Here is a 23,139-nt window from a genome sequence, read left to right on the forward strand (position 1 = left end):
ACCACCACCTTGTGGGGCAACCCATCGACAGCGGGGCCCCTCTAATCCGATTTTCGAGGGCTGGCTAGCCTTCTCTTCACCTCCAGCGCCATTCTCCGCGGCGCCGGTGGGCGGCTGACCAGGCGGTCAGGCGAAGCGGTCAGTGGTGGTCTGCCTTCTCGGTCGCGAGCCCGATGTAGATGCAGCTCAGCAGGCAGAACACCAGCGTCTGCACGACGATGACGATGATCGCCAGGAACATCAGGGGCACCGGGACGAACAGCGCGACGAGCCCCAGGAAGATGCTCGCCACGAGGTGATCGACGCCGATGTTGAGCATGAGCCGGATCGAGAGCGTGACCGGGCGGACGCAGGTGGAGATGACCTCGATGGGGAAGATGAGCGGCGCCAGGTACCACTTCGGCCCGGCGAGGTGAGCGAGGTAGCTCCAGCCGTTCTCCTTCAGCCCGTAGTAATTGAACAGGACGAACACCACGACCGCGCACCCGATCGTGATGTTCAGGTTCGAGGTCGGCGGGTTCACTCCCGGGATGAGCGCCGACGCGTTCGAGAAGAAGATGAACGCGGCCGAGCCCCCGATGAGCGGGAAGTACCGCTTCGCGTTCGCGGGCCCCATCACGTCCCGGGCCATCCCGTAGAAGTAGCCGAAGAACGCCTCGAAGAACGTGCGCAGCGTGAGCTTGTCCTCCGGGATCACCGACTCGTTCAGGCGCCGGTACTGGCCGCGGACCTCGCTGGCGAGGAGCACGAACAGCACCATGATCAGCAGGCTCATGAAGATCGGCTCGGTCCCGCGGTAGTCCACCGTGTGATGACCGATGAACGTCTTGCCGATGTTGCGAGCGTTCTCCCGGAGTCCGGGGAGCTGCGCCAGGAGGTACGTGAGGAACCCTGTGTGCTCAGGCATGGCTTTCGTCGTCGATGCGCCGCGCCGGCAGCCGCGCGGCTGTGCCGGTACGGCCGCGAGCGCTGGCGAGCCTTGTGGGAATTCGCCCTCGGGCGAGGGGCCTCGCCTCTACCACAACTCGTTTACGGTGGGCACCCTGCAGCGCGCCAAGTCTCCTCACGCCGCGCGGGTCGCCCTCGGCGGCGCCGGTTCCGGCGGGAGCTCAGCCGTGAGCGCCCGGCGGGCTTCCGTCCTCCGGGGGCTTCGGTCCGAACAGCGTCCCCAGGCTGATGCCGACGACGAGCGAGGCGTAGCCGACCATCAAGGCGACGCCCGAGACCATCTCGCTCTTCAGGATGAGCCACACGCCGCCCATCAGGCCGGTGAGCTTGATCATCGCGATCAGCGTCCACGACACCGTGTGGCCCCGGCGCGAGAGGAATGCGTCGACGATGCGCGCGAAGACGTACAGGTTCGCCGTCGCGATGGCGCCTCCGATGCACACGCCGAGCGCCGCGCGCACGCCGTACGCGAGCAGCGCGGCCACGGACAGGACCGCGGCCGTGCCGGCGACCCAGCGGAGCACAGACCGCATCGTGGCGTCCCCGACGCCGGGCCGCTCCTCCGCGTCGGGCTCCTCGTGGGGCGGGTCGCCCCCGGGCGTACCGGGCCTTCGCTCAGCGCTCATCGTTCCCCTTCGCGTCCTGCAGCCTGTCGGGATCGCGGACGTCGTCGCTCGAGCCTGTCCGGCGGTCGTCGTCCGGAGCGCGCTCGTCCTGCCGTGTCTTCCGGTCGTCGAACCTCGGCGCAGGGTTCCCCTGCTCGCGCTCCTCGCGCTCGGCCACGGCCTGCATGTCCTTCCACGCCCGGAAGACCGCCTTGCCGGCGGCGCCGATCCCGAAGAAGAACCAGAGCACCGAGAGGTACGGATCTGTCCCGAGCTTCCCGTCGAGCCAGCGGCCGATGAACAGGCCGACCAGCATGCACAGCACCACCTCGAGACCGACGGTCCCGTAGCTTCCGACGGCCTTCCAGTCCTGCTTCATCAGGGGATCCGATCACCGGGCAGTACTTGGGTGCCTCCGGTCGCGATTACAAGCGGTCCCGGACGGGGTCAACCGCCGTCCGGCGTCGCCGCGCCTGTCGTCCTACCGTCGCACCGTCGCTTACCGTCGCGCGACCAGCGCCTCGAGCGAGGAGCGCATCGCCCGTGCGGCCTTGCCGCGGTGGCTCACGAGGTTTTTCTCGGCCTCGTCGAGCTCGGCCATCGTCCGGCCGTAGTCCTCCACGACGAACAGCGGATCGTATCCGAAGCCGCCCGCGCCCCTGGGCTGCCTGCCGATCCGCCCCTCGCAGCGCCCTTCGGTCACGATGGGCTGCGCCTCGGACCGCGGATCGTGCAGCACCATCACGCAGCGGAAGCGCGCCTGGCGCCGGTCGTCCGCGACGTCCGCGAGCGCCGCGAGCAGCGCCTCGTTGTTCTCCGCGTCGGTCGCGCCTTCCCTCGCGAAGCGGGCGGACCGGACGCCCGGCCGGCCGCCGAGCGCGTCCACCTCGAGCCCCGAGTCCTCGGCGAGCGTCACCATCGCCGACCGGTGCGCCCCGGCGCGCACCTTGAGGAGCGCGTTGTCCAGGAACGTCGCGCCGTCCTCGACCACCGGCGGCGCGCCCGGGAGCACCTCCGCGAGCGAGAGCACCTCGATCGGGAGGTCGGAGAGCAGCGAGCGCAGCTCCACGAGCTTTCCTCGGTTCGACGTCGCGGCGAGCAGGCGCAGCGGCTCCCGGCTCACGCGACCCTCCAGCGATCCGTCTGGAACAGGGCGGAGAGTTCGACGCCGGCGCTCGACAGCGCCCGGTGCTGCGCGCTCGCGAGCGACGCCACGCCTGCGAGCGCGAGGTCGGTCATGCGATCGAGCTCCGCCCGGGGGATGGCCTCGTCCTCGGCCGTCGCCTGGACCTCGACGATCGAGCCGACGGCCGTCGCCACGACGTTCATGTCGACGCGCGCCGAGCTGTCCTCGGTGTAGACGAGGTCGAGCGCGAGCCCGCCCGGGAGGTGGCCCACGCTGATCGCCGCCACCTGATCGCGGAGCACCGGCGCCTCGAGCGACCCGGCCGCGCGCATCCGGTCGAGCGCCAGCGCGAGCGCCACGAACCCGGCGGTGATCGACGCGGTCCGCGTGCCCCCGTCCGCCTCCAGGACATCGCAGTCGATCGCGATCGTCTGCTCGCCGAGCTGCTTGAGATCGATCGCCGCCCGGAGCGCGCGGCCGATGAGCCGCTGGATCTCCTGCGTGCGCCCGCTCGGGGCCTTGCCCCGCCCGTCGCGCGGCTCCCTGCGGGCCGGGCTCGATCGCGGGTGCATCTGGTACTCGGCCGTGAGCCAGCCCGCGCCCTTGCCCATCATCCAGGCGGGCACCGTGGGCTCGACCGACGCCGTGCAGAGCACGACCGTCCTCCCGGCGCGGTAGAGGACGGATCCCTCTGCGTTGCGGTGGAACCCGAGGATCATCTCCACGGGGCGGTGGACATCGAGGGCGCGGCCGTCAGGGCGATTCACGCGGCCGCCTTAGCACACTTCGCGCGTCGCGCGGGCTCGCCTCGCGGCGGCGGGCGAGGAGCCCTGCGGACCCGCGCCGCTACATCCCGAACCAGGGACCCGGGTCGATCACCTCGGCGCCGCGCCTCAGCTCGAAGTAGAGCTTCGCGCCGCCCGGTCCGCTCGCGACCGTGCCCACCCGCGCCCCGCCCGGGAGCTGATCGCCGGCGCGCACGTCCGCGGCGCCGAGGTTCGCGTACACCGAGTAGAGCCGCTCGCCGTGATCGACGATCACGGTGAGCCCGTAATCCGCGTATGTGTCGGCGAAGGCCACCCGCCCCGCCGCCACGCTGCGGACCGGCGCGCCGTCCAGCGCGGTGAGCTCGACGCCGGGGCCGCCGGCGCCGCGGCGCGACACCTTGCGCACCTCCGCGCGGCCGGCGATCGGGAAGGGGAGCCGCCCCATGAGCGAGCGGAAGCCGGCGCGGCGATCGAGCTCGGCGGGCCCGGTGTCCGCGCCGTAGATCGCGAGGTAGTCGGGGCGCACGCTCGTCTCGAACGCGCGCGAGAACGCGGCGCGGCGCTCCTCCTCCTGGGCCAGCGCGACCCGGGCGCGGTTCATCGCCTCGCGGTGCACCTCGAGGGGCGCGCGCTCCGCTCCGAGGTGCGTGAGCCGGTCCGCGAGCTCGGCGCTGCGCCGGGTCAGCTCCGCCTCGCGGGCGAGGTCGCGCTCGAGGGCGAGCCGGGTGCGCTCCACGCGGGCGGCGTGGTCCACCAGCGCGTCGAACCCGCCGCCCACCGGGAGGAAGCCGGCGCGGACGTGGCGGTAGTACGCGCGCCCGCGCGCGATCATCCGGCGGCGGGTGAGCTCCAGCGCGGGGCCGATCGCGTCGAGCTCCGCGCGCAGCGCCTTCTCCTCGGCGTCGAGCTTCGCGAGCAGGCGATCGAGATCGTTCTCGGCCAGCGCCGAGCCCGGGCGCGCCGCCGGAGCCGGGGCCCTGGCCGCCAAGGCGGACGTGGGCGCCGGGGCGTCGGCCGCCGGCACCGCGGCGCCGCTCGTCGCGGCGCCGGTGAGGAGCGCCAGCGCGAGCGGCGCGAGCCGGATGCGGCGCCTCACACGGCCACCATCTTGCGCAGCGTGAGCAGCGCGGTCGTGGCGCCGAGCGCGGCGCCGAGGGTGACCATCCCGAACGCGACCTCCCAGGGCAGGAACGACGGCGAGATGCCGAGCAGGTTGGCGAGCTCGTGATCGAAGCGGCCGCGCACCATCATGAACAGGCCGCCCAGCACGAGCAGCGCGCCCGCCGCGCCGGCCGCGCCCTGCGTGGCGCCCTCGACGATGAACGGCCGGCGCACGAAGCCGTCGGTCGCGCCGACCAGCTTCAGCACCTCGACCTCGATCTTCCGGCGATGCAAGAGCAGGCGCATCGTCGAGCCGATGACGCTCACGACCGCGCAGAGGACGATCGCGGCGAGGCACGCGCTCGCGGCGACGCCGCCGCTGAGGAGGGACGACAGCCGCTCCGTCCAGCGCTGGTACGTCTCCACCGTGTCCACGGCCGGCAGGGCGCGCAGCTTCACCGTCATCGAGGCGAGCGCCTCGTCGGAGACCTCCTCGGTGAAGCCGACCTCGAGGGACGCGGGGAACGCGCTCGGCGGAAGCGCGGCGAGGGCCTTGTCGCCGTCGTCGTGCACCACCTCGCGGCGCGCCTCGGCGCTCGTCACGAGCCGCACCTTCTTGACGCCCTCGGTGCCCTCGAGCGCGCGGGTCAGCTCCGCGGTCTGCGCCTCGGTCGCGCTGTCGCGCAGGTAGACCGTGGCGCGGCCGGCGCGCGACCAGCGATCGCGCACCGCCATGAGGTTCGTGACCACGAGGAGGGCCGACGCGAGGCATACGAACGCGACCGCGAGCGAGAAGATCGACAGCGCCTGCAGCCGCCAATCGCTCCTCCCTGCCCGCCAGGTGCGAAGCCATCTCCGCCGATCGTCACGCTCGCTGGTCTGCATCCGGTTCCCTCTATCCGTCTCGTGAGGCGGAGCCCTCGGCGCTACGCTGCGCCGCGCACGCCGCTATCCATCTCGTCCTCGTCGCCGCCGTCGACGAACTCGCCGCCGGACCCGAGGCCGTGCGGCACGTCGGTCGCCTTCCCGTCGTCGAGCACGACCACGCGCCGGGGGCGCACGTCGAGCAGCGTCCGATCGTGCGTCGCGAACAGGACGGTCGTGCCGGTCTCGTGGATGTCCTCGAAGAGCCCGAGCAGATCGATCGCGAGCTGCGGGTCGAGGTTGCCCGTCGGCTCGTCCGCGAGGATCAGCGTCGGCTCCCCGACGATCGCCCGCGCGATCGAGACGCGCTGCTGCTCGCCGCCGCTCAGCACCTGCGCCCGGTCGCCGCCGCGCCCCGCCAGGCCGACGCGCTCGAGCGCCTCGCCGACCCGGGTCCGGAGCAGGCGCGACGGGAGGCCGAGCACCTCCAGCGTGATGGCCACGTTGTCGAACACGGTCCAGCTCGGGACCAGCTTGAAGTCCTGGAAGACGAAGCCGATGTTGCGCCGGAGCGCGGGGATCGACGCGTCGGTCAGGCGCGCGATGTCCCGGCCGAGGAACAGGATCCGGCCATCGTCGACGCGCTCGGTGCGGTGCACGAGGCGGAGGAGCGTGCTCTTGCCCGAGCCGCTCGGACCCGTGATGAACACGAACTCGCCGCGCTCGATCGAGAGCGACATCCCGCGCAGCACCGGCTGATCGGCCCGGTACGATTTGTAGACGTCCTCGAAGACGAGGATCGGCCGGCGCGCGGCGGACGCGTCGTAGCGGTGGCCGGGCCGGAGCGCCGGACGAAATGAGCCTTGCAGAGGGGGCGCCGCCATCGGAGCCTTCACCTATCAGCCTGCTCGCACACGGAAAACTTTTCGGCCGACGCTCGGGCGAGCGCCCTCTGCGGGTCGCCTTTTTTGGCCTCCCGCTGGCGGCGTTGCTGCTCCACGGCGACGGTCACGAGATCGCGCTCGCCGCGATCAGCCGCGCCGACGCCGTGGGGCTCCGCCGGGCCCGCCGGATCTTCGGCGCGCGCCTCCTGCTGCGTCCCGACGTCGAGCGCCCGGAGCTCGCGTCGCGCGTCGAGGCGCTCGCGCCCGATCTCCTGGTGAGCTGGTTCTGGACCACGCGCCTGCCGATGTCGCTCGTGAAGGCGGCGCGGCTCGGGGGGATCGGCGTGCACCCCTCGCTGCTCCCCCGTCATCGCGGGCCGGACCCCACCTACTGGGCGATCGCCTCGGGGGACGCCGAGAGCGGCGTCACGGCGCACCGGATCGAGGCGGAGTACGACACCGGCGACATCCTTGAACAGGAGAGGCTCCCCATCGATCCGGGGTGGACCGCGTGGCAGCTCGCCCGGGCGCTCGACCGGCCGAGCCTCCGGGTCCTGCGGCGCACGGTCGCCCGGTTTGCGCGCGGCGAGGAGGTGGCGGGGGTCGCCCAGGATCCGGCGCTCGCGACGCAGGCGCCTGCGCCTGACGACGAGGCGTGCGCCATCTGCTGGTCCTGGCCGACGGAGCGCGTCCTCCGGCACGTCCGCGCCCTCGCGCCGGCCCCGGGCGCGTGGACCGAGATCGAGGGCGCCTGCGTCATCGTCCTGCGGGCCGCGCCGGCGGCGAGCTTCCCTGAAGCGCTTGCGCCCGGCGAGGCGGTGGTCGAGGGCGGGGTGGTCCTGGTGCGGACCGGCGACACGGCGGTCGCGCTGCTGGAGGGGGAGATCGACGGAGAGCCGGCGTCGGTGGATGAGCTCGCGGCCCTCGTGGCGTCGGGGGCGTCGCGCGGGTGACCGCCGGCAGGGGCGTTTGGCGGCCGGCGGGGTCGCCTGGCCGGCTCGCGGCCATCGAATCCTGAGCCTACGCGCGCGCGACCGCGTAGGATGCGCCCCTCGGAGGATTCATGTCGGAACCCGCGCAGCTTGCGAAAAGCGCCCGCGAACTGCTCGCCGCGGCGCTCAATGCGCTCCAGTCGAACGGGGGGGTGTCGCCTGAGATCGAGGCGCTCGCCGAGCCGATAGCGCAGGCGATGGGCATCATGCACCGCATCGAGCGCTCCGGGGGCCAGGCCCTCGACGGCAGCGAGATCGCGCTCGGCCATGTGCGCGACGTCCTGAACCGTCTGCAGAGGATCACCGCGGCCGATCCGGTGGTGGACGTGCTGATGGAGCACGTCGCCTCCTCGCTGAGCAAGGTCAACGCGCTGAGCAGGGCGCAGGCCGCCGGCGCCTCCGCGCAGCCGCGTGCGCCCGTGGCGGCGGCCGCGCCAGCGCCGGTTGCGCCTGCACCTGTGGCGGTGGCCGCGTCAGCGCCGGTTGGCCCAGCGCCGATCGCGCCAGCGCCCGTGGTGGCGGTGGCCGCGCCAGCGCCGGTTGCGCCTGTGGCGGTGGCCGCGCCAGCGCCGGTCGCGCCAGCGCCGATCGCACCTGCGCCCGCGCCAGCGCCGTTCGTGCCTGCACCTGCAGCGGTGGCCTCGCCAGCGCCGTTCGCGGCTGCACCTGCAGCGGTGGCCTCGCCAGCGCCGTTCGCGGCTGCACCTGCAGCGGTGGCCTCGCCAGCGCCGTTCGCGCCTGTGCCCGCGGTCGCCGTGGCTGCGCCCGCCCAGCACACGCTGCCCTCGCCGCAGCAGCCGCGGCGCGCGCCGGCGCCCGCGTCACCCGCTTACCCGGCCGCATCGCACCCGTCCGCGGAGCCGCGCGTCGCTCCGCCGCCCCAGGCCATGCCGCAGCCCGTCGACCACCGCACGCCTGCCGCGGTCGTCGATGTCGAGCTCGGCGCTCTGACGCCGTCGAACTTTTACAAGGGACTCGCAGGCAACGATGTCATCGAGCACGGGGGCATCTTCGTCGCGACCTACAAGATCCCGCCGACGGGCTCCGTCGTGACCCTGCGTGTCCGCCTGCCGGGCAACTACGAGTTCACCGCGCAGGCCGCGGTCCGGTGGACGCGCGAGGCCGGCGGATCGAGGGACTCGGCCGAGCCAGGCTTCGGCGCCCGGATCACGCAGATCTCGGCGGAGGGCCGGCAGCTCGTGTCCCGGTTCACGCGCAACAGGGAGCCGCTCTTCTACGACGACCTCTGAGGTCGCCACGCCGCATCGATCTTGGTGAACTCCTCTCCCGCGCGCGCCGGCTCGCGAGCGAGCCGGCCGCTCCACCGCGCAGCGTCCGTCCTCTCTGCCGTCGCCCTCGCGGCGCTGCTGCTCCTCGCGCCGCGGCCGGCCCAGGCGACGGGCGACCCCGAGCTCGCCTTCTGGACGTTCGAGACCGCCCACTTCCGCGTGCACCATCCACAGGGCCTCGAGCCCATCGCGGCGCGCATCGCCTCGCTCGCCGAGACGATCTACGGGCGCGTCGAGGATGCGCTCGGCTACGCCCCGCAGGGCCGCACGGAGATCCTGATCACCGACGACTCCGAGATGGCGAACGGGTCGGCCGGCACGCTCCCCTACAACTCGATCCACCTCCTCGCGTCCGGTCCGGACGACCTGTCGACGCTCGGCGACTACGACGACTGGTACCTCGATCTCCTCACGCACGAGTTCACGCACATCGCGCACATCGACAACACGTCGGGGATCCCGGCGATCCTGAACGCGATCGTTGGCAAGACGTTCTCGCCGAACCAGGTGCAGCCGCGGTGGATCATCGAGGGGCTCGCCGTGGTGAGCGAGAGCCACCACTCGAGCGGCGGCCGGATGCGCTCGAGCATGTTCGACATGTACCTGCGCGCCGACGTGCTCGAGGACAACATCGCGGGGCTCGATCAGATCTCGAGCTCCGCGTTCCGCTGGCCGCAGGGCAACCTCTGGTATCTCTACGGATCGAGGTTCCTGGGCTGGATCATCGACGTCTACGGGCCCAACACGATGCGCGCGGTCTCCGCCGACTACGGGGCGTCGCTCATCCCGTGGGGGATCAACCGCGCCATCCGCCGCGTGACCGGCAGGACCTACGTCGAGCTGTACGAGGGCTGGAAGGACCACCTCCGCCAGCTCTACCGAGCGCAGATGGCGGCCGTCGAGGCGCGCGGGCTCCGCGAGGGCGCGCGGCTCACCTACCACGGGCGCACGGCGCTCTACCCGCGGTTCGTTCCGCCCGCCGCGCGCCGGACCGACGCAGACGAGATCGTCTACTTCCGCGACGACGGCAGGGAGCGCCCCGGTATCTACCGCGTCTCCCTCGCCGCGCCCGCGCCCGGGAGCGAGCGCCGCGAAGCGCTTGTCGCGCGCACCAACGCGCCCTCGCGACCGGCGTTCACGCCGGCGGGTGACCTGGTCTTCACGGCGCTCCTGCCGTGGCGCAACCACTACTACCGGAACGATCTGGTCCTGCTCCCGCGCGGCGAGGCGGCGCCGGACGGCGACGAGCCCTCGCGGCGCCGGTTGACGCAAGGCCTCCGATCCTCGGCCCCGGACGTGAGCCCGACCGGAGATCTCGTCGCCTTCTCCCTCAACAGCAAGGGCACCCGCTACCTGGAGATCGCGCGGCTCTCCAGGGATGGGGCCCTGTCCGAGCGGCGCGATCTCGTCCCGAGCGCCCGCTTCGAGCAGGCCTACTCCCCGTCGTTCTCGCCCGACGGCAAGCGCCTCGCGTACAGCGTCTGGACCGCCGGCGGCTATCGCGACATCCGCGTGGTGGACGTCGCCACCGGCAGCTTCCGACAGGTGACCCGCGATCGCGCGACCGACATGAACCCCGTCTGGTCGCCCGACGGCGAGACGCTCTATTTCACCTCCGATCGCACCGGCATCCACAACGTCTACGCCTACGACGTCTCGTCCGGCGCGCTGCGCCAGGTCACGAACGTGAGACTCGGGGCCTTGCACCCGGCGATCAGCCCCGATGGCAAGACGCTTGTCTATGTTGGATATACCTCTCGCGGCCACGACCTCTTCGCCATGCCGCTCGATCCGGCGCGCTTCCTCCCGGCGCCGCCGCCCCCGGGCGATCGCCCCGATCCCGCCGCCGAGCCTTCGGCGGCGCGGCTCCAGCGCGTTCCTTACAACCCGCTTCCCACGCTCGCGCCGCGCGCGATCACGCTCGACTACGCGCCCGGGAGCTATGGCTCGAACGCGCTCACGGTGAGCGTGACCGGCACCGACATCGTCGGTCGCCACACGATCTTCGGCGAGCTCACCGTGCAGCCGGACGCGCCGGCCCCGAACGTCCTGCTCGGGTACAACTACGGCCGGCTGCCTGTCGACCTCGGCGTCCGCGCGTACCACAACATCTCGCCGCGCGGCGGCTACCGCTTCAACGGCCGAAACGTCGTCTACGACGAGCGGACGGTCGGGATCTCCTCGGGCGTCAGCTATCCGATCCGCGGCGAGTTCTCGCGGCATACCCTGAGCGCGTCGTTCGGCAGCGCCGCGTTCAAGGGGCAGCTCCCCATCGGTGACAAGCTCGACCCGTATGCGCCCCGCACCATCCTCCCGCCGCGGGGCACGCTGAACCTCGCGCACCTCGGCTACGCATTCTCGAACGCCGAGGGCTCGATCGACGCCGCCGGCGCGCCGCGCGGGGTGTCGCTGAACGCTGGCCTCGATTACGCCGGCCCGGAGACGGGCAGCAGCTATACGTCCTACGCGTTCTCGACGGCCCTCACCGCCTACGTCGCCATGCCCTGGTCAGGCGATCACACCCTCGCGTTTCGCGTCGCCGGGGCGGTGTCTGGCGGCAACTTCCCGCGGGGCGCCAACTATGGCGTGGGCGGGTACGATCTCGAGAACCTCACCCTCGTCGACTCATTGCTCACCGGGGTCACGAATAGCTCGTTCACGCTCCGTGGCTACGCGCCGGGCGCGATGTTCGGCCGCTCCTATTTCTCGCAGACGTTCGAGTACCGCGTGCCCGTCCTGCAGCCTGACCGCGGCCTCGTGACGCTGCCGATCTACCTGCGCCGCATCGACGCGAGCCTCTTCCTCGACCACGGCGGCGCATTCAACCGCTTCGAGATGGACGAGCTCGCCCTCTTCACGCGGAAGAGCCTGCTCTACTCGCCCCAGCTGCACGCCTCGGTCGGCGGCGAGCTGTGGCTGAGCTTGAACCTCGGGTACGTCCTCTCCTCGCAGATGCGCTTCGGGTACGCCTATGGCCTGAGCGATCTCGCGATCCCTGGCGGTCAGTTCTATTTCGTCGCGACGAACTCGTTCTGAGCGCCGCGCGCCTGCTGGAAATTTTGCCCGCGCCGACCGCTTCGCCGAGGGTGCTCGGCATGCGCTGCGTCCTCCTCGCCCTGAGCCTCTTGCCCCTCGCCAGCTGCGGCATCGCCCCGAGCAACTCCCAGCGCCTCACCGAAGCGGCGCTCGAGATGAACACGGCTGCCCGGTTCGGCCGCATGGATGTCGCGCTCGAGCGCGTCGGCTCGAACGCGCGCCAGGATTTCATGAATCGTCACGCCGGGTGGGGCACCCGCCTCCGGGTCGTCGACGTGGAGTTCGGCGGCTTCGAGATGACCCAGCGCGATGAAGCCGAGGTCTACCTCGACGTCCTCTGGCTGCGGGACGACGAGGCCACGGTCCGCAGCACCCGGGTGGCGCAGCGCTGGCGCGACGAACGGGGCCATTGGGAGCTCATCGGCGAGGAGCGACGAGAGGGCGACACTGGGCTCCTCGGCGAGCCCCCGCCCGATGCGCCCCGGCCCACGCAGAACGGGGCTGGCGATTCGGCGAGCGCGACCGACATGGTTCGGCAGCCCGGCCGGAGCCTCCACACGCGTGTGATTCGCGACGAGTGATCGCCGCCGCGGACGAGGTGTACGGCCGTGCGCAGCGGGACGCGCGCGGACGAGCACGACGCCGGCGTGCGCGGCCTCGGTGAGCGCCGGGATCGCAACAGCGCGGGGATGCGACGGGCGGTGCGCCGTGCGCGGCCGATCGACCGCGCCTCGCACTCCATCAAGCAGCCGGCGAAGGGCTCGCAGGAGCGGCGCTCTTCGGAGCGCGGGGCTTCTTGGCCTTGCCAGCGACCTCCGTCGGGGCCTTCGCCAGCTTGCTGCGCTTCGCGCGCTCCTTCTTGGCAGCCTGCGCCTTGCGGCGCCTCATCTTCATCGACTGGCGGCGATCGCGCTTGCCCATCTGCTTCAATCTCCTCACGGTCGGGGGCGCGGCATCATGACGACAGCTCGCCAGGCGAGCCCCATCCTGCACCGGTGGATGGCCTACCGCGGGGCCCCTCAAAGGGAGCGGGACTCTGCCCAAGAGCGAATGGAAGCGCAAGGGGCAATGCGCCCGGAGATGCGGTTCTCGTGCTAGACGAGTGTGCAGTGCATCGCGCCGCCGTCAGGTGTCGACGTCCGCGACCTCCGCCTCCCCGCCTTCGGCCGCATGGTCACGCGGTCACAGCAGTCACATCCGTCACATCCGTCACATCAGAGGCGCGCGCGCTCGTTCCGAAGGATCCGAAGGATCCGCAACGTTCGCGCAGGATCCGCGCTGCCTGAGCCGCACCCGCCAGGGCTCAGCCGCCGACCGCGCCGTCCAGCGCGACTTCGCGGCCGCGCACCTCGAGGCGGTACCGGGAGTTTACGGTCTCTATGTAGAAGACCTCGCGCCCGGCGAGGCGCAGCACGCGCTTGACCGGCGTCGTGACGTATTCATGCATTCCGTCGGAGAACTCGATGACGATGACCGAGCCTTTCCGTGGTGCACGGACGAGCCGGCCAACGACTGCGCGTGATCCCCGGCCGAGCTTGCGGAGCACAACCTGCACAACAGAGATGCTAGCACGCAGATCTCGGCCGAGCACAAGCTGCACAAGCAGCGCCTCTCGCAACTAGGTCCCACCCTGGCCCAGGGTGTCCGGCTGCATCGGAGCGGCCCGGACCTTCGCGCCGCGGACGGCCAGCCGGAGGGGCCGGGCCCCCCGAGCGGAAAGTTTCCATGAATCGATCGCTGCCGCGGCCCGCGGCGTGGACGATGATCCTGCACACCTGTCGGCCCCCAGACAGGCACAGCGGTCCGTTGCGCACCGTCATCGCCGGATCCTGGTGAGGGCGGAAATCGCGATGAACGATTTCCGCCTTGCGGAGGCCTCGTGCAGGCCGCGCAGTGGTCTGCCTGACGGGCCGACAATGCGCGCGGTCTCGTCGGCCGCGTGGACCTTGCCCGGGGGCACGGCGCGGCGTTCAGGTGCATCTGCGCAGCGCGGCGCACCGCGAGCGGCCTGGCGCGCTGCGGCTCGGCGGCTCGTCAGCTCCGCGTCAGCGGCGCTGGGCTGTCGCGCCGGTCCGGTTGTTCGGATCGCTCACGCCGGGCGCGCCCTTGTCGGCGAAGTAGGTGCGGAGCATATCGCATGCGACGTTCGTCGCCTTCACGCGCCATTTCGCGCTGTTGGCGACCATCACGGAGATGGCGACCTCCGGCTTGCGGCTCGGCGCGAACCCCACGAACCAGGTGTAGAAGGGCCCCTCGGGCGTCGGCTTCGTGAGCGTCCCCGTCTTGCCGGCGACGCGGATATCCGGGAGGTAGGGGCGGCCGTTGCGATCATGGAACGAACGGTAGCTCGTGCCGTTATCCACCGTCGCCTCCATCATTGCGGTCACCGCGTTGGCGGTGCTCTCGTCCATCACCCGCTTGAGCACCTGGCGCTCGCTCGGGCCCTGGTAGATGTCGCCGACCTCGTCCTTGACGCTCGACACGACGTGGAGCCGGATCATCTCGCCGCCGTTGGCGACCGTGGTCGCCAGGTTCGCCCCCTGGAACGGCGACAGCGTCGTGTTCCAGAAGCCCGCCGCGGTCCGCGCGAAGCCGAGCTCGTCTTCCGGGAGCGAGATCGTGCTCGTCGCGACCTTCACATCGAACGGCGTGTCCTGCCCCCAGCCGAGCTTCTCGGCCACGGCGCCGAGCTTCTCGCGGTCGAGGTTCTTCGCGGCGAGCCGCGCGAACACCGTGTTGATGCTCCGGCCCATCGCCTGCGCGAGCGTCGCGCAGTACTTGTCGCGACGCTTGTTGTCGACAAGGTCCGCCGGCCGGATCGAGTGCTCGCCGCCCGAATAACACTGCTTGGTGTTCGGGCTCAGGCCGGCCTCGACGAGGGCGGTGCCGGTCACGACCTTGAAGACGCTCGCCGACGGCGCGGTGGCCTCCGCGGCGACGTCGTGCATCGCCCCCTCGTTCACGTAGCTCGCCCAGACCAGCACCTTCCCGGTACGGATATCGGTCATGACGACCGCGCCCTCGGGGACCTGGCCTGCCCGCAGGAAGCCGATCGCCGCCCGCTGGTACATCGGATCGATGGTCAGCTCCGCGACGCGGTCGCCGTGCGCCGGCGCCGTGGGCGGGGTCCTCCGGTCGTCGATGCGCGTCAGATCGAGGTCCGTGAGCGGCGGCGGCGTCACGGTCCGCGTGATCGTCGGGCTCCCGGCGGTCGTCTTCTTGGCGAGCAGCCCTCCGAGCTGGACGTCGTGCTCGCGCAGCATGGGGAGGGTCACGGCCACGAGCCCCACGGCTGCACCGACGGCGATCCACTGACGCATGTCGCGCATGGCCCGACGGGTACCCCGCCACGCTGTCCTGGGCCAAAATTGAGGCGCGCGAGCTCGCCGCGGGGCTCCCGCGCCGCCGGCGCGCCGCGCGGAGCGCCCGCGGCGCGGATCGTTGGAGGGCAAAAGGATGAAGGGCGCGGCCGGGACGCCGGCCGCGGTGGGGCGGGGGCGCGTCAGAACGACATGCTGACCCTGGCGCCGAGCTCGTGCAGCGCGTGCGCGTCCGGATTGGCGGGCGTCACCGTATTGCCTGGCACCCGGAGGAGGTTCTCGCTGGAGCCGCTGCCGGGCGTCAGGTAGGCGCTGTAATTCACGCCGAGCCGCACGTTTTTCGTGTACCAGTAGTTCGCGGCGAGGCCGATCTGCATGACGTTGAGGTCGGTGCCCGGCCCCCCCTCGGCGCCCGGCGTCTTCTCGTCGTACCCACCCCCGCGGGACGCGCCGTCGTACGTCGCGTTGATCCCCGCGAGGAGCGCCGCCACCTCGAGCCCCGACTTCGGCTTCTCGAGCTCCTTCGTCAGATCGACCTTCGTCGGGCGCGGGCTGAACCCGGGATCGCCGCTGACGAAGGCGTCGCCGACCGGCCACGCCGAGAGCTGCACGTACCAGCCGAGCCCCTTCACCTGCCCGAGCCGTTCGGTGTTGGTGAGCTGAAAGCCCTCCACGCCCTCGCGCGTCTGGTTCGCGACGTAGTACGCCTCGGCCCGGAGCTCGACCATCTTGATGGGCAGCCGGAGCTCGCCGCCGATCGCGGCCTGCGTGGCCGACGGGATGACGTGGATCGGGCGCTTCAGCGAGTCCGTGTAGCCGGCGCCCCAGAGCGTGTAGCCCTGCCCCGTCCTGATGGGCGCATAGTCGTAGCCCACGTACTTCTGGTCGCGGTCGCCATAGCGCGCGCTGACGCCGATCTGCGCCTTCGCGAGCAACCCCTTCTTGTCGCTCGCGAACGGGCGCGCAGCCACGCGGCCGATGAAATCGAACTGGCTGTCGACGCCCGGCCGGTTCTGCCCGTCGCCGCCGACCACGCTGACGCCGTAGACGACCATCCTGTCAGCGACGTCGCCCCAGATCGTCAGGCCGATGTCCTTGCCCTCGGGGTAGGCGAAGCTCCGGGTCGCGATGTTGCGCTCCATGAACGTCGTGCTGTTGTCGCTCGTCTGGTTATCCATCGAGAAGAACGCCTGGTGCTGCCCGAACAGGAAGTTGAGCGCGGGCATGACCGAGTAATTGATCCAGGCGTCGGCGAGCACGGCGTTCGCGGTGGTGCTCTCGACAGGCGCGAAGCGCGCGCTATCGGCCGTCGGCGGTTGCCCGGCCGGGCCGGCGGCGTTCTCGGTCCGGCCGTTGGCGTTCCCGAGCCCCTGGCCGCCGAAGTCGACGTCGACATCGAAGGAAAATCTCTTCAGGAACTCGCCGGCCACCTCGAGCCGCGCGCGGCGAATGAAGAAGCGCGGCTTGAGCGCGCTCCCACCGCCCGTCGCCGACACGTCCGACACGCCGGCGCCGAAGCTGCTGGCGAAGTCGAAGTTCAGCCTCCCCTTCGGGTAGAGCCGGAAGTTGTCGTTGGCGTCCCGGAGGAAGAAGCCGCCGTGCCAGCCGGCGAGCGGCTGCTGCTCTTCTTTCACGACGGCGGCCTCGGCGGTCGGCGCGAACACCTGCGCAGGCGGAGGCGGAGGCGGCGCGGCGGTCGGCTCCGCTCCAGGGGGCGGCAGCGGCTCTGCGGGCGGCGCCGCGTCGGGCGGCGGCGCGGGGGCCGGAGCGGCAGCGGCAGCGGGCGGAACCGCGCCGGCAGGAGCCGGGGCAGCGGCCGGAGGCGGCGCCGGGGCAGGTTGCGCTGGGCCCTGGGGTCCAGGCTGTGCTAGCGCCGAAAGGCCCGACAGCGTAACAGTCATGCCCAGCAGCGCCGATGTAGCTAACCTCATGCAGTTCTCCCTGTGTGCGGCTCGCCCGCTCGCCGGATCTCGCACGCACTACAACGCGAAAATATGACCAGGACGTTACGATTCTGTGTAGGCCATACGGCGAGCGACCGCGACATTCGAGCGAGATGTGAGCCGCGTCAAGGTCCTGCTCATGGAATGGCAGCGCGTGCCAGCGGCGGAGCGTCGGGGCAGCGGCGGGGAAGGATCACGGGATGACGACCAGCGTGCGGATCACGGCGGATGTCGAGGTGCTCGACAACAGCACCTTGGTGGCCCTCGCCGGGCCGGGGAACGAGCATCTCAAGCTCATTGCGCGCACTCTTGGCATCGAGTCGGGCGTCCGAGGCAACACGATCCGGCTCGCCGGCGACGCCGACAAGGTCGCGCTCGCCGAGCGGTGCCTGGCAGAGGCCGCGCAGATGTTGAGGAGCGGCGTGGTCCTCGATCCCCAGGACTACGTGCGCGGCGTGCAGGCGCTCCGGGACGACCCGGGGATGACCTTGCGGGAGCTGTTCGAGGACGTCGTCCTCATCTCGGCGCGCCGCCGGCCTATCTCGGCGAAGGGGCTGGCGCAGAAGCGCTACATCCAGGCGATCCGATCGCACGACATGACCTTCGGGATCGGGCCGGCGGGGACGGGCAAGACCTACCTCGCGATGGCGATGGCGGTCCACGCGCTCCTCGAGCGCCGCGTGAAGCGGATCATCCTGACCCGCCCCGCCGTCGAGGCGGGAGAGCGGCTCGGCTTCCTCCCCGGCGATCTCGCCGAGAAGGTGAATCCTTACCTGCGCCCGCTCTACGACGCGCTCCATGACATGATGGATGCGGACAAGGCGCAAGGCCTCGTGACGCGCGGTCAGATCGAGGTCGCCCCGCTGGCCTTCATGCGCGGCCGCACGCTCAACGATTGCTTCGTCATCCTGGACGAGGCGCAGAACGCGACGAGCGACCAGATGCGCATGTTCCTCACCCGCCTCGGCTACGCCTCCCGCGCCGTGGTGACGGGCGACGTCACGCAGGTCGATCTCCCGCACGGCGCGCGCAGCGGCCTCGCGGAGGCGCGCGAGCTGCTCGCGGGGATCGAGGGGATTGCGATCTGCTCGTTCACCGAGGTCGACGTCGTGCGCCACCCGCTCGTGCAGCGGATCATCGTGGCGTACGAGCAACGGGACGCCGAGGTGGCTCGCCAGCGCGAGGAGCGGCGGGCGGAGGCGGGTCGCGGCGCGCGCGGCGGCGCGGCGGGAGAGGCCGGGGCTGCACCGCAGGAGCCGCAGGGGCGCACGCCGGCAGGCGAGCCGGGAGGAGCCGGCGCAGCGAGCTGACGCGCGACGCCGCCGAGCGAGGCGCCGGCGCCGACGTCTCGCTCGGCTGCGCTGATCATTTCTTCTTCAGATCGATGGGGGACTCGCGCACCAGGAGGGCATCGGGCCCGGTCACCCGGATCCTGCCGTGGATGGCGTTCTCCTTCAGCTCGCCGACCAGGACGCCGGTCATCGCGTTCGGCGCGCGCGGATCTACGGGGAAGACCGATGCGCGGACCATGCCGTCCTCGACCTTTCCCACGAGCGTCGCGTCGCCGAGCGCTCCCTTCGCTGTGCCTTTCAGCTCACCGCTCGGCTCGATGGTCAGCGTCACCGTCCCGGGGCCGGTGGCCTGCTTCCCGTCGTCCTTCTGGCGCGCGGCGTCCTTGACCTTCGGGGGCATCACGACGCTGCCTTTCTTGGCGTCGTAGCGCCCTTCCCATGTCCCTTGCCATGCGGGCGTGCCCGTCGCGGCGCCCGCGTCTTCTGGCGTGCCCGCGCTCGGGGGCTCTGCTGTCGCCGAGCTGGCCGCGGGCGGCGCGAGCGCCGCGCTCGGCTGAGGCGGCGGGGGCGCGGGCCGCTCCGGCTCGCCCGGACGAGGCGGGTTCTCCTCGCAGGCCGCGAGGACGATGGCGAAGGACAGGAAGAGCGCGGGGGCAACGCCGCGCGCCCGGCGAGCTCGTGTTCCGGTGGCGTTCACGTGGACGCTTTTATTACGAGCCGGGCTGGCCGTCGCGTCGATTTGACGTGCCCGCGCCGCGCCCCGGATCGGCGCGCGGCGCCTCCGGATCATGACGCCCTGCGGAACGCGAGGGTCCAGTGCCGGTCGCTCGTCACCTGCGCGCATTCGGGGGGAATCCGGAGCGAGCGCAGCATCTCACGCACCTCGCCGAGCGAGAGCGCGGCGCGCAGCGACGCGTCGAAGAGGGCCCGCTGGTACGCCGTGTCGTTCGCTGCGTACGTGTCGACGAGGGCGGTGATCGACGCCTCGTCTTCCGGACGGAGCAGGTCTCGCACGAACAGGAGGCCGCCGGGCCGGAGGACGCGGAGCATCTCGCGCAGCACCTGCGCCGGCTCCGGGATGTGGTGGACGATGCTGTTCGAGAGCACGGCTGAAAACGTCTCATCCGGTTCGGGCAGCGCCTTGGCGTCCACGAGCGAGAGCGCGATGGCCTCGGTGAGCCCGGCTTGCTCGACGTGGCGGCGCCCGAGATCGAGCATCGCCGCGGAGAGATCGATCGCCTTGATCCGCGCCGCGGGGACGCGCCTGCAAAGCTCGATGGGCAACAGACACGTCCCTGTGCCGACGTCGAGGGCGTATGCGAGACCGGGGTTGTGGGAGAGGAGCGCGTCGCAGAACGCCGTGTTCACGACGGCGTGGTCCATGCTGTCGTAGGCCCGCGCGTCCTCGTCGGTATCCATGACCTCCGGCTCGAGCACGCGCACCAGTGACATGCGCGCATCCTTCTCCGCGGCCGACGCGCGTGTCAACCGATTGCCGGCGGCTGGTCAATCTCGGCCGCCGGTCGGACGGAGGTCGAGCGGGGGCGGGGTGGATCCTGGGCGTCGTAGATATGGACAGAAAGGCGTTTGAAGAAGTCGAGGCGGAGCGGGCCGGCTCCCCGCCGGCGTCCTCCTCTCATTGGAGCGGGCGCCAATGTCGTAGAGGACATGCCCCCAGGGTGGACGCGCGGACGCGCGGACTCGCGCTCGAGAGCGCGGGGCCCAAGGCTGAGCTCTCTCGGGAGGGCTCGATCGGAGCGGCCGAAGACGAGGGCGAGCGCGCCTCGGCGCTCTGCTATGTAACGCGGTGTCTCGCGGGATGAGCCTGAGCTGCGCGTACACACCGGTCCGCCGGACACGACGGCCTAGAGGCGCCCACCCAGCGGGAGCCGCCGGGAGCCGCCACGCGTGACGTGGAGAGCGGCACTGCGCCACCCGAGCGCGGCTCCGGCGGCGGGGCTGCGGCAGAGTCGTGATTTCGAAGAGCTCGGCGGGTTGGCGCTCGATCGGGAGGCCAGAGTGGGCCCGGGTCCGCGCAATCCCCGGCGTGATGAGCGGATGTCGTGCGGAGAGCTCGACCCGGACTCGCGCCCCCGCCGGCGCTCATAGCGAAGCGTCCGTGCTGCGCCCCACCCGCCGAGCGGGGCATCCTATCACGCCTCCGCATAGGTCAGTCGTGCGCCCGGGGCGTGCAATGTAGCCACGCACCGGCCGCCTGTGTGTGGTCGCCAGGCGGTCGCACCCTGCGTGAGGCGCTTCAATGATTGGGGGTGAGGAAGCTCGCGCCGGGTCGCTGCACCTCGCGGTTGTGCGCGCGCCCGCATTGCCGCCCGTGACGGGCGCGGCCCGAGGCGCGGGGTTGCTCGGTTCTCGGACGGTGCTTACCTGACCAGACCCGAGCACCCGAGACACGCAATGCCGCAGTGCATCGTCAAGGGGGCCGAGAGAGGATTGGAGCGGCCTCGGGGCCGTCCTGCGCGGGGGAGGGGTCTCGGCCATCAATCGACGCTGGCGAGGGTTTCATCGCTCGGCGCCTGTCGAGCAAAGCAGCCCAGCCGTTCGGGGCCGTCCCGTCCAATGAGCTCTCCGATTGAGCCCGCCCGCAGCGCCTATTGAAAGAAAAGACGGCCCTCTATCCTCAATTCGCTTGACCAGGCAAGTGGCAACGGCATAGTCGTATCCAACCGCCGAGCTGGATTCGGCGACGAGGGAGAGCACATGGCAACGGACGCCTTTTCACAGCAGATTGTAAACCTCGTGCGGAAGATGCCGGACGAGGCGATCCTCGCGCTCGTCAAGAATCAGCTGGGCGCCGTGACAGGGGAAGCGCCGTTGGTTCCTCCTGCGGCGCCGCGCCGCAGCCGCTCGCGCGCCCGCGCTGGAGCGGTCCAGTCCAAAACGTCTTCCGTCGCGGCCAAGCGCGGCGCCGCGCCGAAGCGCCGGCCTGGTCGCCCGCGCAAGTCGCCGGCCGCGTCGGCGGAGCGTCAGGAGACGCTGGATGCCGTCGAGCGCGTCGTCAAAGCGAGCTCTGGCGTCAGCGCGAGCGAGGTGGCGAAGCAGGCGGGTATCCCGCAGACCCGCGCCGCCGCAGCGCTGAAGGAGCTGAAGCTGGAGAAGCGGATTTTCCAAGGTGGCGACCGTCGCTTCGCCCGCTATGCAGGCGACGCGAAGACCGCCGAGCAGGCGAGCGCGAACGCGCGCAAGACCGCGGCGGGGCCTGCGCCTGTGAAGAAGCCGAGCGCCAAGGGACGCAAGCGCGTCGCTCCGGCCGCCGCTCCTCCGAAGTAGGTCTGGGGACCACCGCGCACGTCAGCATCAGATGGGATGCAAGCTGTGCTGACGCGTTGCGTTTGGAATGGTTGTCCCGTTCGAGACGGAGCTCAGGGCGGGCTCCAGGTGAGCCCGCCATCATCGGAGGCCACGACATACCAGCCGCGGCGCGATGTTCCGGTGACGTCCGCTTGGAGGAGCATCAAGAGTCGATTTCCGAACGAGAGGAGGGTGCCGAGCTCGATACGGCCGCGCTCGCCTGTGCCTTCGCCGATTACCCTGGGGACGTCGTAGATCTTCCCCGCTTCTGGCGATAGCGCGATATAGAGCCCCCATCGCGCTGCCGCGCGGGAGGTCAGCACTGCGGTGACCCCTTCGCGTGTGGGCGCCAGGGCGACAGACCGCTCATGCGGCTCCAGCCAGGGGCGAAACGGCGGCTTCTCGGCGATGATGCAGGTGCCTTGGAGGGTACACGTCGCGAGCGTGGGCTCTCGGGTTGTGGGCGTCATGACTTCGACCATGATCCGGTCGGCTGCGCAGCCGACCGACGCTCCAGGCGCGGCTTTCGCCGGGAGCTTCAGCACGGCTGTCTGGGCAGCGGAGACGGCGACCACTGCGGTCTTGTCGGGCGGCTGAGGCACGAGCTGGAACGACCACCCGGCGAAGTCGCATGCTGGTGTCGTGGAGAGCGCGGCAATCGCCGCTGGGTTCATCGCGAGTCCCTCGACGCTCTTCGGTGCGTCGAGCGGCTTCCCCGGCGAGGGGACGGGCCGTACGAGGAGGTTGCGTCCGCGCACCGACAGGAGCACCGGTGGGCGGCCATAAGGCACGGGCAGCGCTTGTTCCTGCGTGGGGAGCGGGACGGGAGGCACCGGCTCGGCGCCCGCCGGCCCCGCATAGACGAGGGTCGCGTGCCGAGGCTTGGGCTCCACGAGCAGCGCGGCGCTCTCGGCGGAGAGCACCGCGGGCACCGCGTTCACCAGCGGCCGCGCTCCGCGGCTCAGCGCGGGAAGCGTGACCGGTGAAGGCGCCGAGAGGTCGGTCGCGTCGAACGAAGCGAAGAAGACGCTCGGCGGGTCCAGCGCGGGCGGCGTCCCTCGATTTCCGCGCGTCTCCGCCGGGAGAGCCGGGCCGCGCGGACCGGCGGTGAGCACCGTGGCGCCGTCTCCGCCGACCGACCAGGTCGACCACCCCTCGCGGACGCGCCGCAGAGATCGCCAGGTCCGCCCTGCGTTCTCGGTCACGAGCGCGATCGCCTCGTTCTCGATCTCTCCTGTCACCACGGCGCGTCTCTCATCGAGCACGAACGCCCGTCGCCATCGGGTCGACGACGGCGCGAGCGCCGAATCGATGCCACGCGCCTGGCCAATGGCGGTGGTGAGCTCATCCGAGGATGCTGCGCCCGGGGGTGGTGGGACGGTGATGGGCGCTGCTTTTTCCTTCTTCCCGCAGCCGAGCGCCAGGAGGTTCATCAGGGCGGCAAGGGCGGTCGCAGCGGCACGGCGCCGCGTGGGCGCGCTCACTATGGAGTCGAACATCGGCAATCTCTTCGCTGGTGTCGCCCTGGCTTATCCACGACTCGCACGCTCGTTCGCGCCGCGCCCGAGCCGCCTTGTCGGAGCGCCCGTCGCGTCACGGAGGGATGCGCGCGCAGCGATCGCCCTGTCTCCCCGCTGAATCGCCCCGATCTTCGCGTTCGATC

The 23,139-nt window shown here is 71.3% G+C and carries 21 protein-coding genes; 6 read left to right on the forward strand and 15 right to left on the reverse strand.

Translation table 11 applies throughout. The features are described 5' to 3' along the window. Positions 1-139: 139 nt before the first annotated feature. The 8 genes from atpB to POL72_RS39910 form a co-directional block, all read right to left on the reverse strand. Positions 140-907 carry a F0F1 ATP synthase subunit A gene (atpB, locus tag POL72_RS39875; RefSeq protein WP_272102099.1) on the reverse strand — a complete coding sequence of 256 codons (768 nt, stop codon included), beginning with the start codon at positions 905-907 and terminating at the stop codon, positions 140-142. 202 nt (positions 908-1,109) lie between these two features. After that, positions 1,110-1,574: an ATP synthase subunit I gene (locus tag POL72_RS39880; RefSeq protein WP_272102100.1), complete on the reverse strand. Its 465-nt coding sequence runs from the start codon at positions 1,572-1,574 to the stop codon at positions 1,110-1,112. Beyond that, the gene (locus tag POL72_RS39885) at positions 1,564-1,932 is read right to left on the reverse strand and encodes an AtpZ/AtpI family protein (protein WP_272102101.1); all 369 of its coding nucleotides are present in this window, start codon (positions 1,930-1,932) and stop codon (positions 1,564-1,566) included. The genes POL72_RS39880 and POL72_RS39885 overlap by 11 nt, the downstream gene beginning before the upstream one ends. 120 nt (positions 1,933-2,052) lie before the next feature. Beyond that, positions 2,053-2,676 (reverse strand): RdgB/HAM1 family non-canonical purine NTP pyrophosphatase, encoded by a 624-nt coding sequence (gene rdgB / locus POL72_RS39890; RefSeq protein WP_272102102.1) that lies wholly within the window; start codon positions 2,674-2,676, stop codon positions 2,053-2,055. After that, complete coding sequence (gene rph / locus POL72_RS39895; protein ID WP_272102103.1) at positions 2,673-3,446, reverse strand: ribonuclease PH; 774 nt, start codon at positions 3,444-3,446, stop codon at positions 2,673-2,675. Before rph ends, rdgB begins: the two co-directional genes overlap by 4 nt. Positions 3,447-3,525: 79 nt before the next feature. Next, on the reverse strand, positions 3,526-4,542 hold the full coding sequence (locus tag POL72_RS39900; RefSeq protein ID WP_272102104.1) for a murein hydrolase activator EnvC family protein: 1,017 nt from the start codon (positions 4,540-4,542) through the stop codon (positions 3,526-3,528). Further along, entirely contained in the window at positions 4,539-5,432 is an 894-nt protein-coding gene (locus POL72_RS39905) for a cell division protein FtsX (protein ID WP_272102105.1), read from the reverse strand. The genes POL72_RS39900 and POL72_RS39905 overlap by 4 nt, the downstream gene beginning before the upstream one ends. Positions 5,433-5,473: 41 nt before the next feature. Then, positions 5,474-6,295: a cell division ATP-binding protein FtsE gene (locus POL72_RS39910; protein ID WP_272102106.1), complete on the reverse strand. Its 822-nt coding sequence runs from the start codon at positions 6,293-6,295 to the stop codon at positions 5,474-5,476. A gap of 104 nt (positions 6,296-6,399) precedes the next feature. Here POL72_RS39910 and POL72_RS39915 point away from each other — a divergent pair, with 104 nt between their 5' ends. The 4 genes from POL72_RS39915 to POL72_RS39930 all read left to right on the forward strand — a co-directional run bounded on the left by POL72_RS39915 (position 6,400) and on the right by POL72_RS39930 (position 12,193). Continuing rightward, a complete protein-coding gene (locus POL72_RS39915) occupies positions 6,400-7,248 on the forward strand; it encodes a methionyl-tRNA formyltransferase (RefSeq protein WP_272102107.1) in 849 nt (282 codons plus the stop codon). A gap of 110 nt (positions 7,249-7,358) precedes the next feature. Next, positions 7,359-8,537 (forward strand): PilZ domain-containing protein, encoded by a 1,179-nt coding sequence (locus POL72_RS39920; protein WP_272102108.1) that lies wholly within the window; start codon positions 7,359-7,361, stop codon positions 8,535-8,537. Positions 8,538-8,561: 24 nt separating this feature from the next. Continuing rightward, entirely contained in the window at positions 8,562-11,612 is a 3,051-nt protein-coding gene (locus POL72_RS39925; RefSeq protein WP_272102109.1) for a BamA/TamA family outer membrane protein, read from the forward strand. A gap of 59 nt (positions 11,613-11,671) precedes the next feature. Next, the gene (locus tag POL72_RS39930) at positions 11,672-12,193 is read left to right on the forward strand and encodes a hypothetical protein (protein ID WP_272102110.1); all 522 of its coding nucleotides are present in this window, start codon (positions 11,672-11,674) and stop codon (positions 12,191-12,193) included. A 160-nt stretch (positions 12,194-12,353) separates the two neighbouring features. On the opposite strand, the gene POL72_RS39935 is transcribed toward POL72_RS39930, so the two are convergent. From POL72_RS39935 to POL72_RS39950, 4 genes are all read right to left on the reverse strand, one after another. Continuing rightward, a complete protein-coding gene (locus POL72_RS39935) occupies positions 12,354-12,533 on the reverse strand; it encodes a hypothetical protein (protein ID WP_272102111.1) in 180 nt (59 codons plus the stop codon). A 382-nt stretch (positions 12,534-12,915) separates the two neighbouring features. Then, positions 12,916-13,212 (reverse strand): hypothetical protein, encoded by a 297-nt coding sequence (locus POL72_RS39940; protein ID WP_148314458.1) that lies wholly within the window; start codon positions 13,210-13,212, stop codon positions 12,916-12,918. A 445-nt stretch (positions 13,213-13,657) separates the two neighbouring features. Continuing rightward, on the reverse strand, positions 13,658-14,941 hold the full coding sequence (locus POL72_RS39945; protein ID WP_272102112.1) for a penicillin-binding transpeptidase domain-containing protein: 1,284 nt from the start codon (positions 14,939-14,941) through the stop codon (positions 13,658-13,660). Between the two features lie 173 nt (positions 14,942-15,114). After that, entirely contained in the window at positions 15,115-16,566 is a 1,452-nt protein-coding gene (locus tag POL72_RS39950) for a porin (protein WP_272102113.1), read from the reverse strand. A 509-nt stretch (positions 16,567-17,075) separates the two neighbouring features. On the opposite strand from POL72_RS39950, the gene POL72_RS39955 reads away from it, so the two are divergent. After that, complete coding sequence (locus tag POL72_RS39955; RefSeq protein ID WP_272102114.1) at positions 17,076-18,185, forward strand: PhoH family protein; 1,110 nt, start codon at positions 17,076-17,078, stop codon at positions 18,183-18,185. A 55-nt stretch (positions 18,186-18,240) separates the two neighbouring features. On the opposite strand, the gene POL72_RS39960 is transcribed toward POL72_RS39955, so the two are convergent. Further along, positions 18,241-18,864, reverse strand: coding sequence for a hypothetical protein (locus POL72_RS39960; RefSeq protein ID WP_272102115.1), 624 nt, complete (start codon positions 18,862-18,864; stop codon positions 18,241-18,243). A gap of 89 nt (positions 18,865-18,953) precedes the next feature. Further along, complete coding sequence (locus POL72_RS39965; protein WP_272102116.1) at positions 18,954-19,619, reverse strand: class I SAM-dependent methyltransferase; 666 nt, start codon at positions 19,617-19,619, stop codon at positions 18,954-18,956. A 1,266-nt stretch (positions 19,620-20,885) separates the two neighbouring features. On the opposite strand from POL72_RS39965, the gene POL72_RS39970 reads away from it, so the two are divergent. Beyond that, on the forward strand, positions 20,886-21,455 hold the full coding sequence (locus POL72_RS39970) for a hypothetical protein (RefSeq protein WP_272102117.1): 570 nt from the start codon (positions 20,886-20,888) through the stop codon (positions 21,453-21,455). A gap of 92 nt (positions 21,456-21,547) precedes the next feature. On the opposite strand, the gene POL72_RS39975 is transcribed toward POL72_RS39970, so the two are convergent. Further along, complete coding sequence (locus POL72_RS39975; RefSeq protein ID WP_272102118.1) at positions 21,548-22,975, reverse strand: hypothetical protein; 1,428 nt, start codon at positions 22,973-22,975, stop codon at positions 21,548-21,550. Positions 22,976-23,139: the final 164 nt, after the last annotated feature.

The sequence above is a fragment of the Sorangium aterium genome (assembly GCF_028368935.1).
Lineage (GTDB): Bacteria > Myxococcota_A > Polyangia > Polyangiales > Polyangiaceae > Sorangium > Sorangium atrum.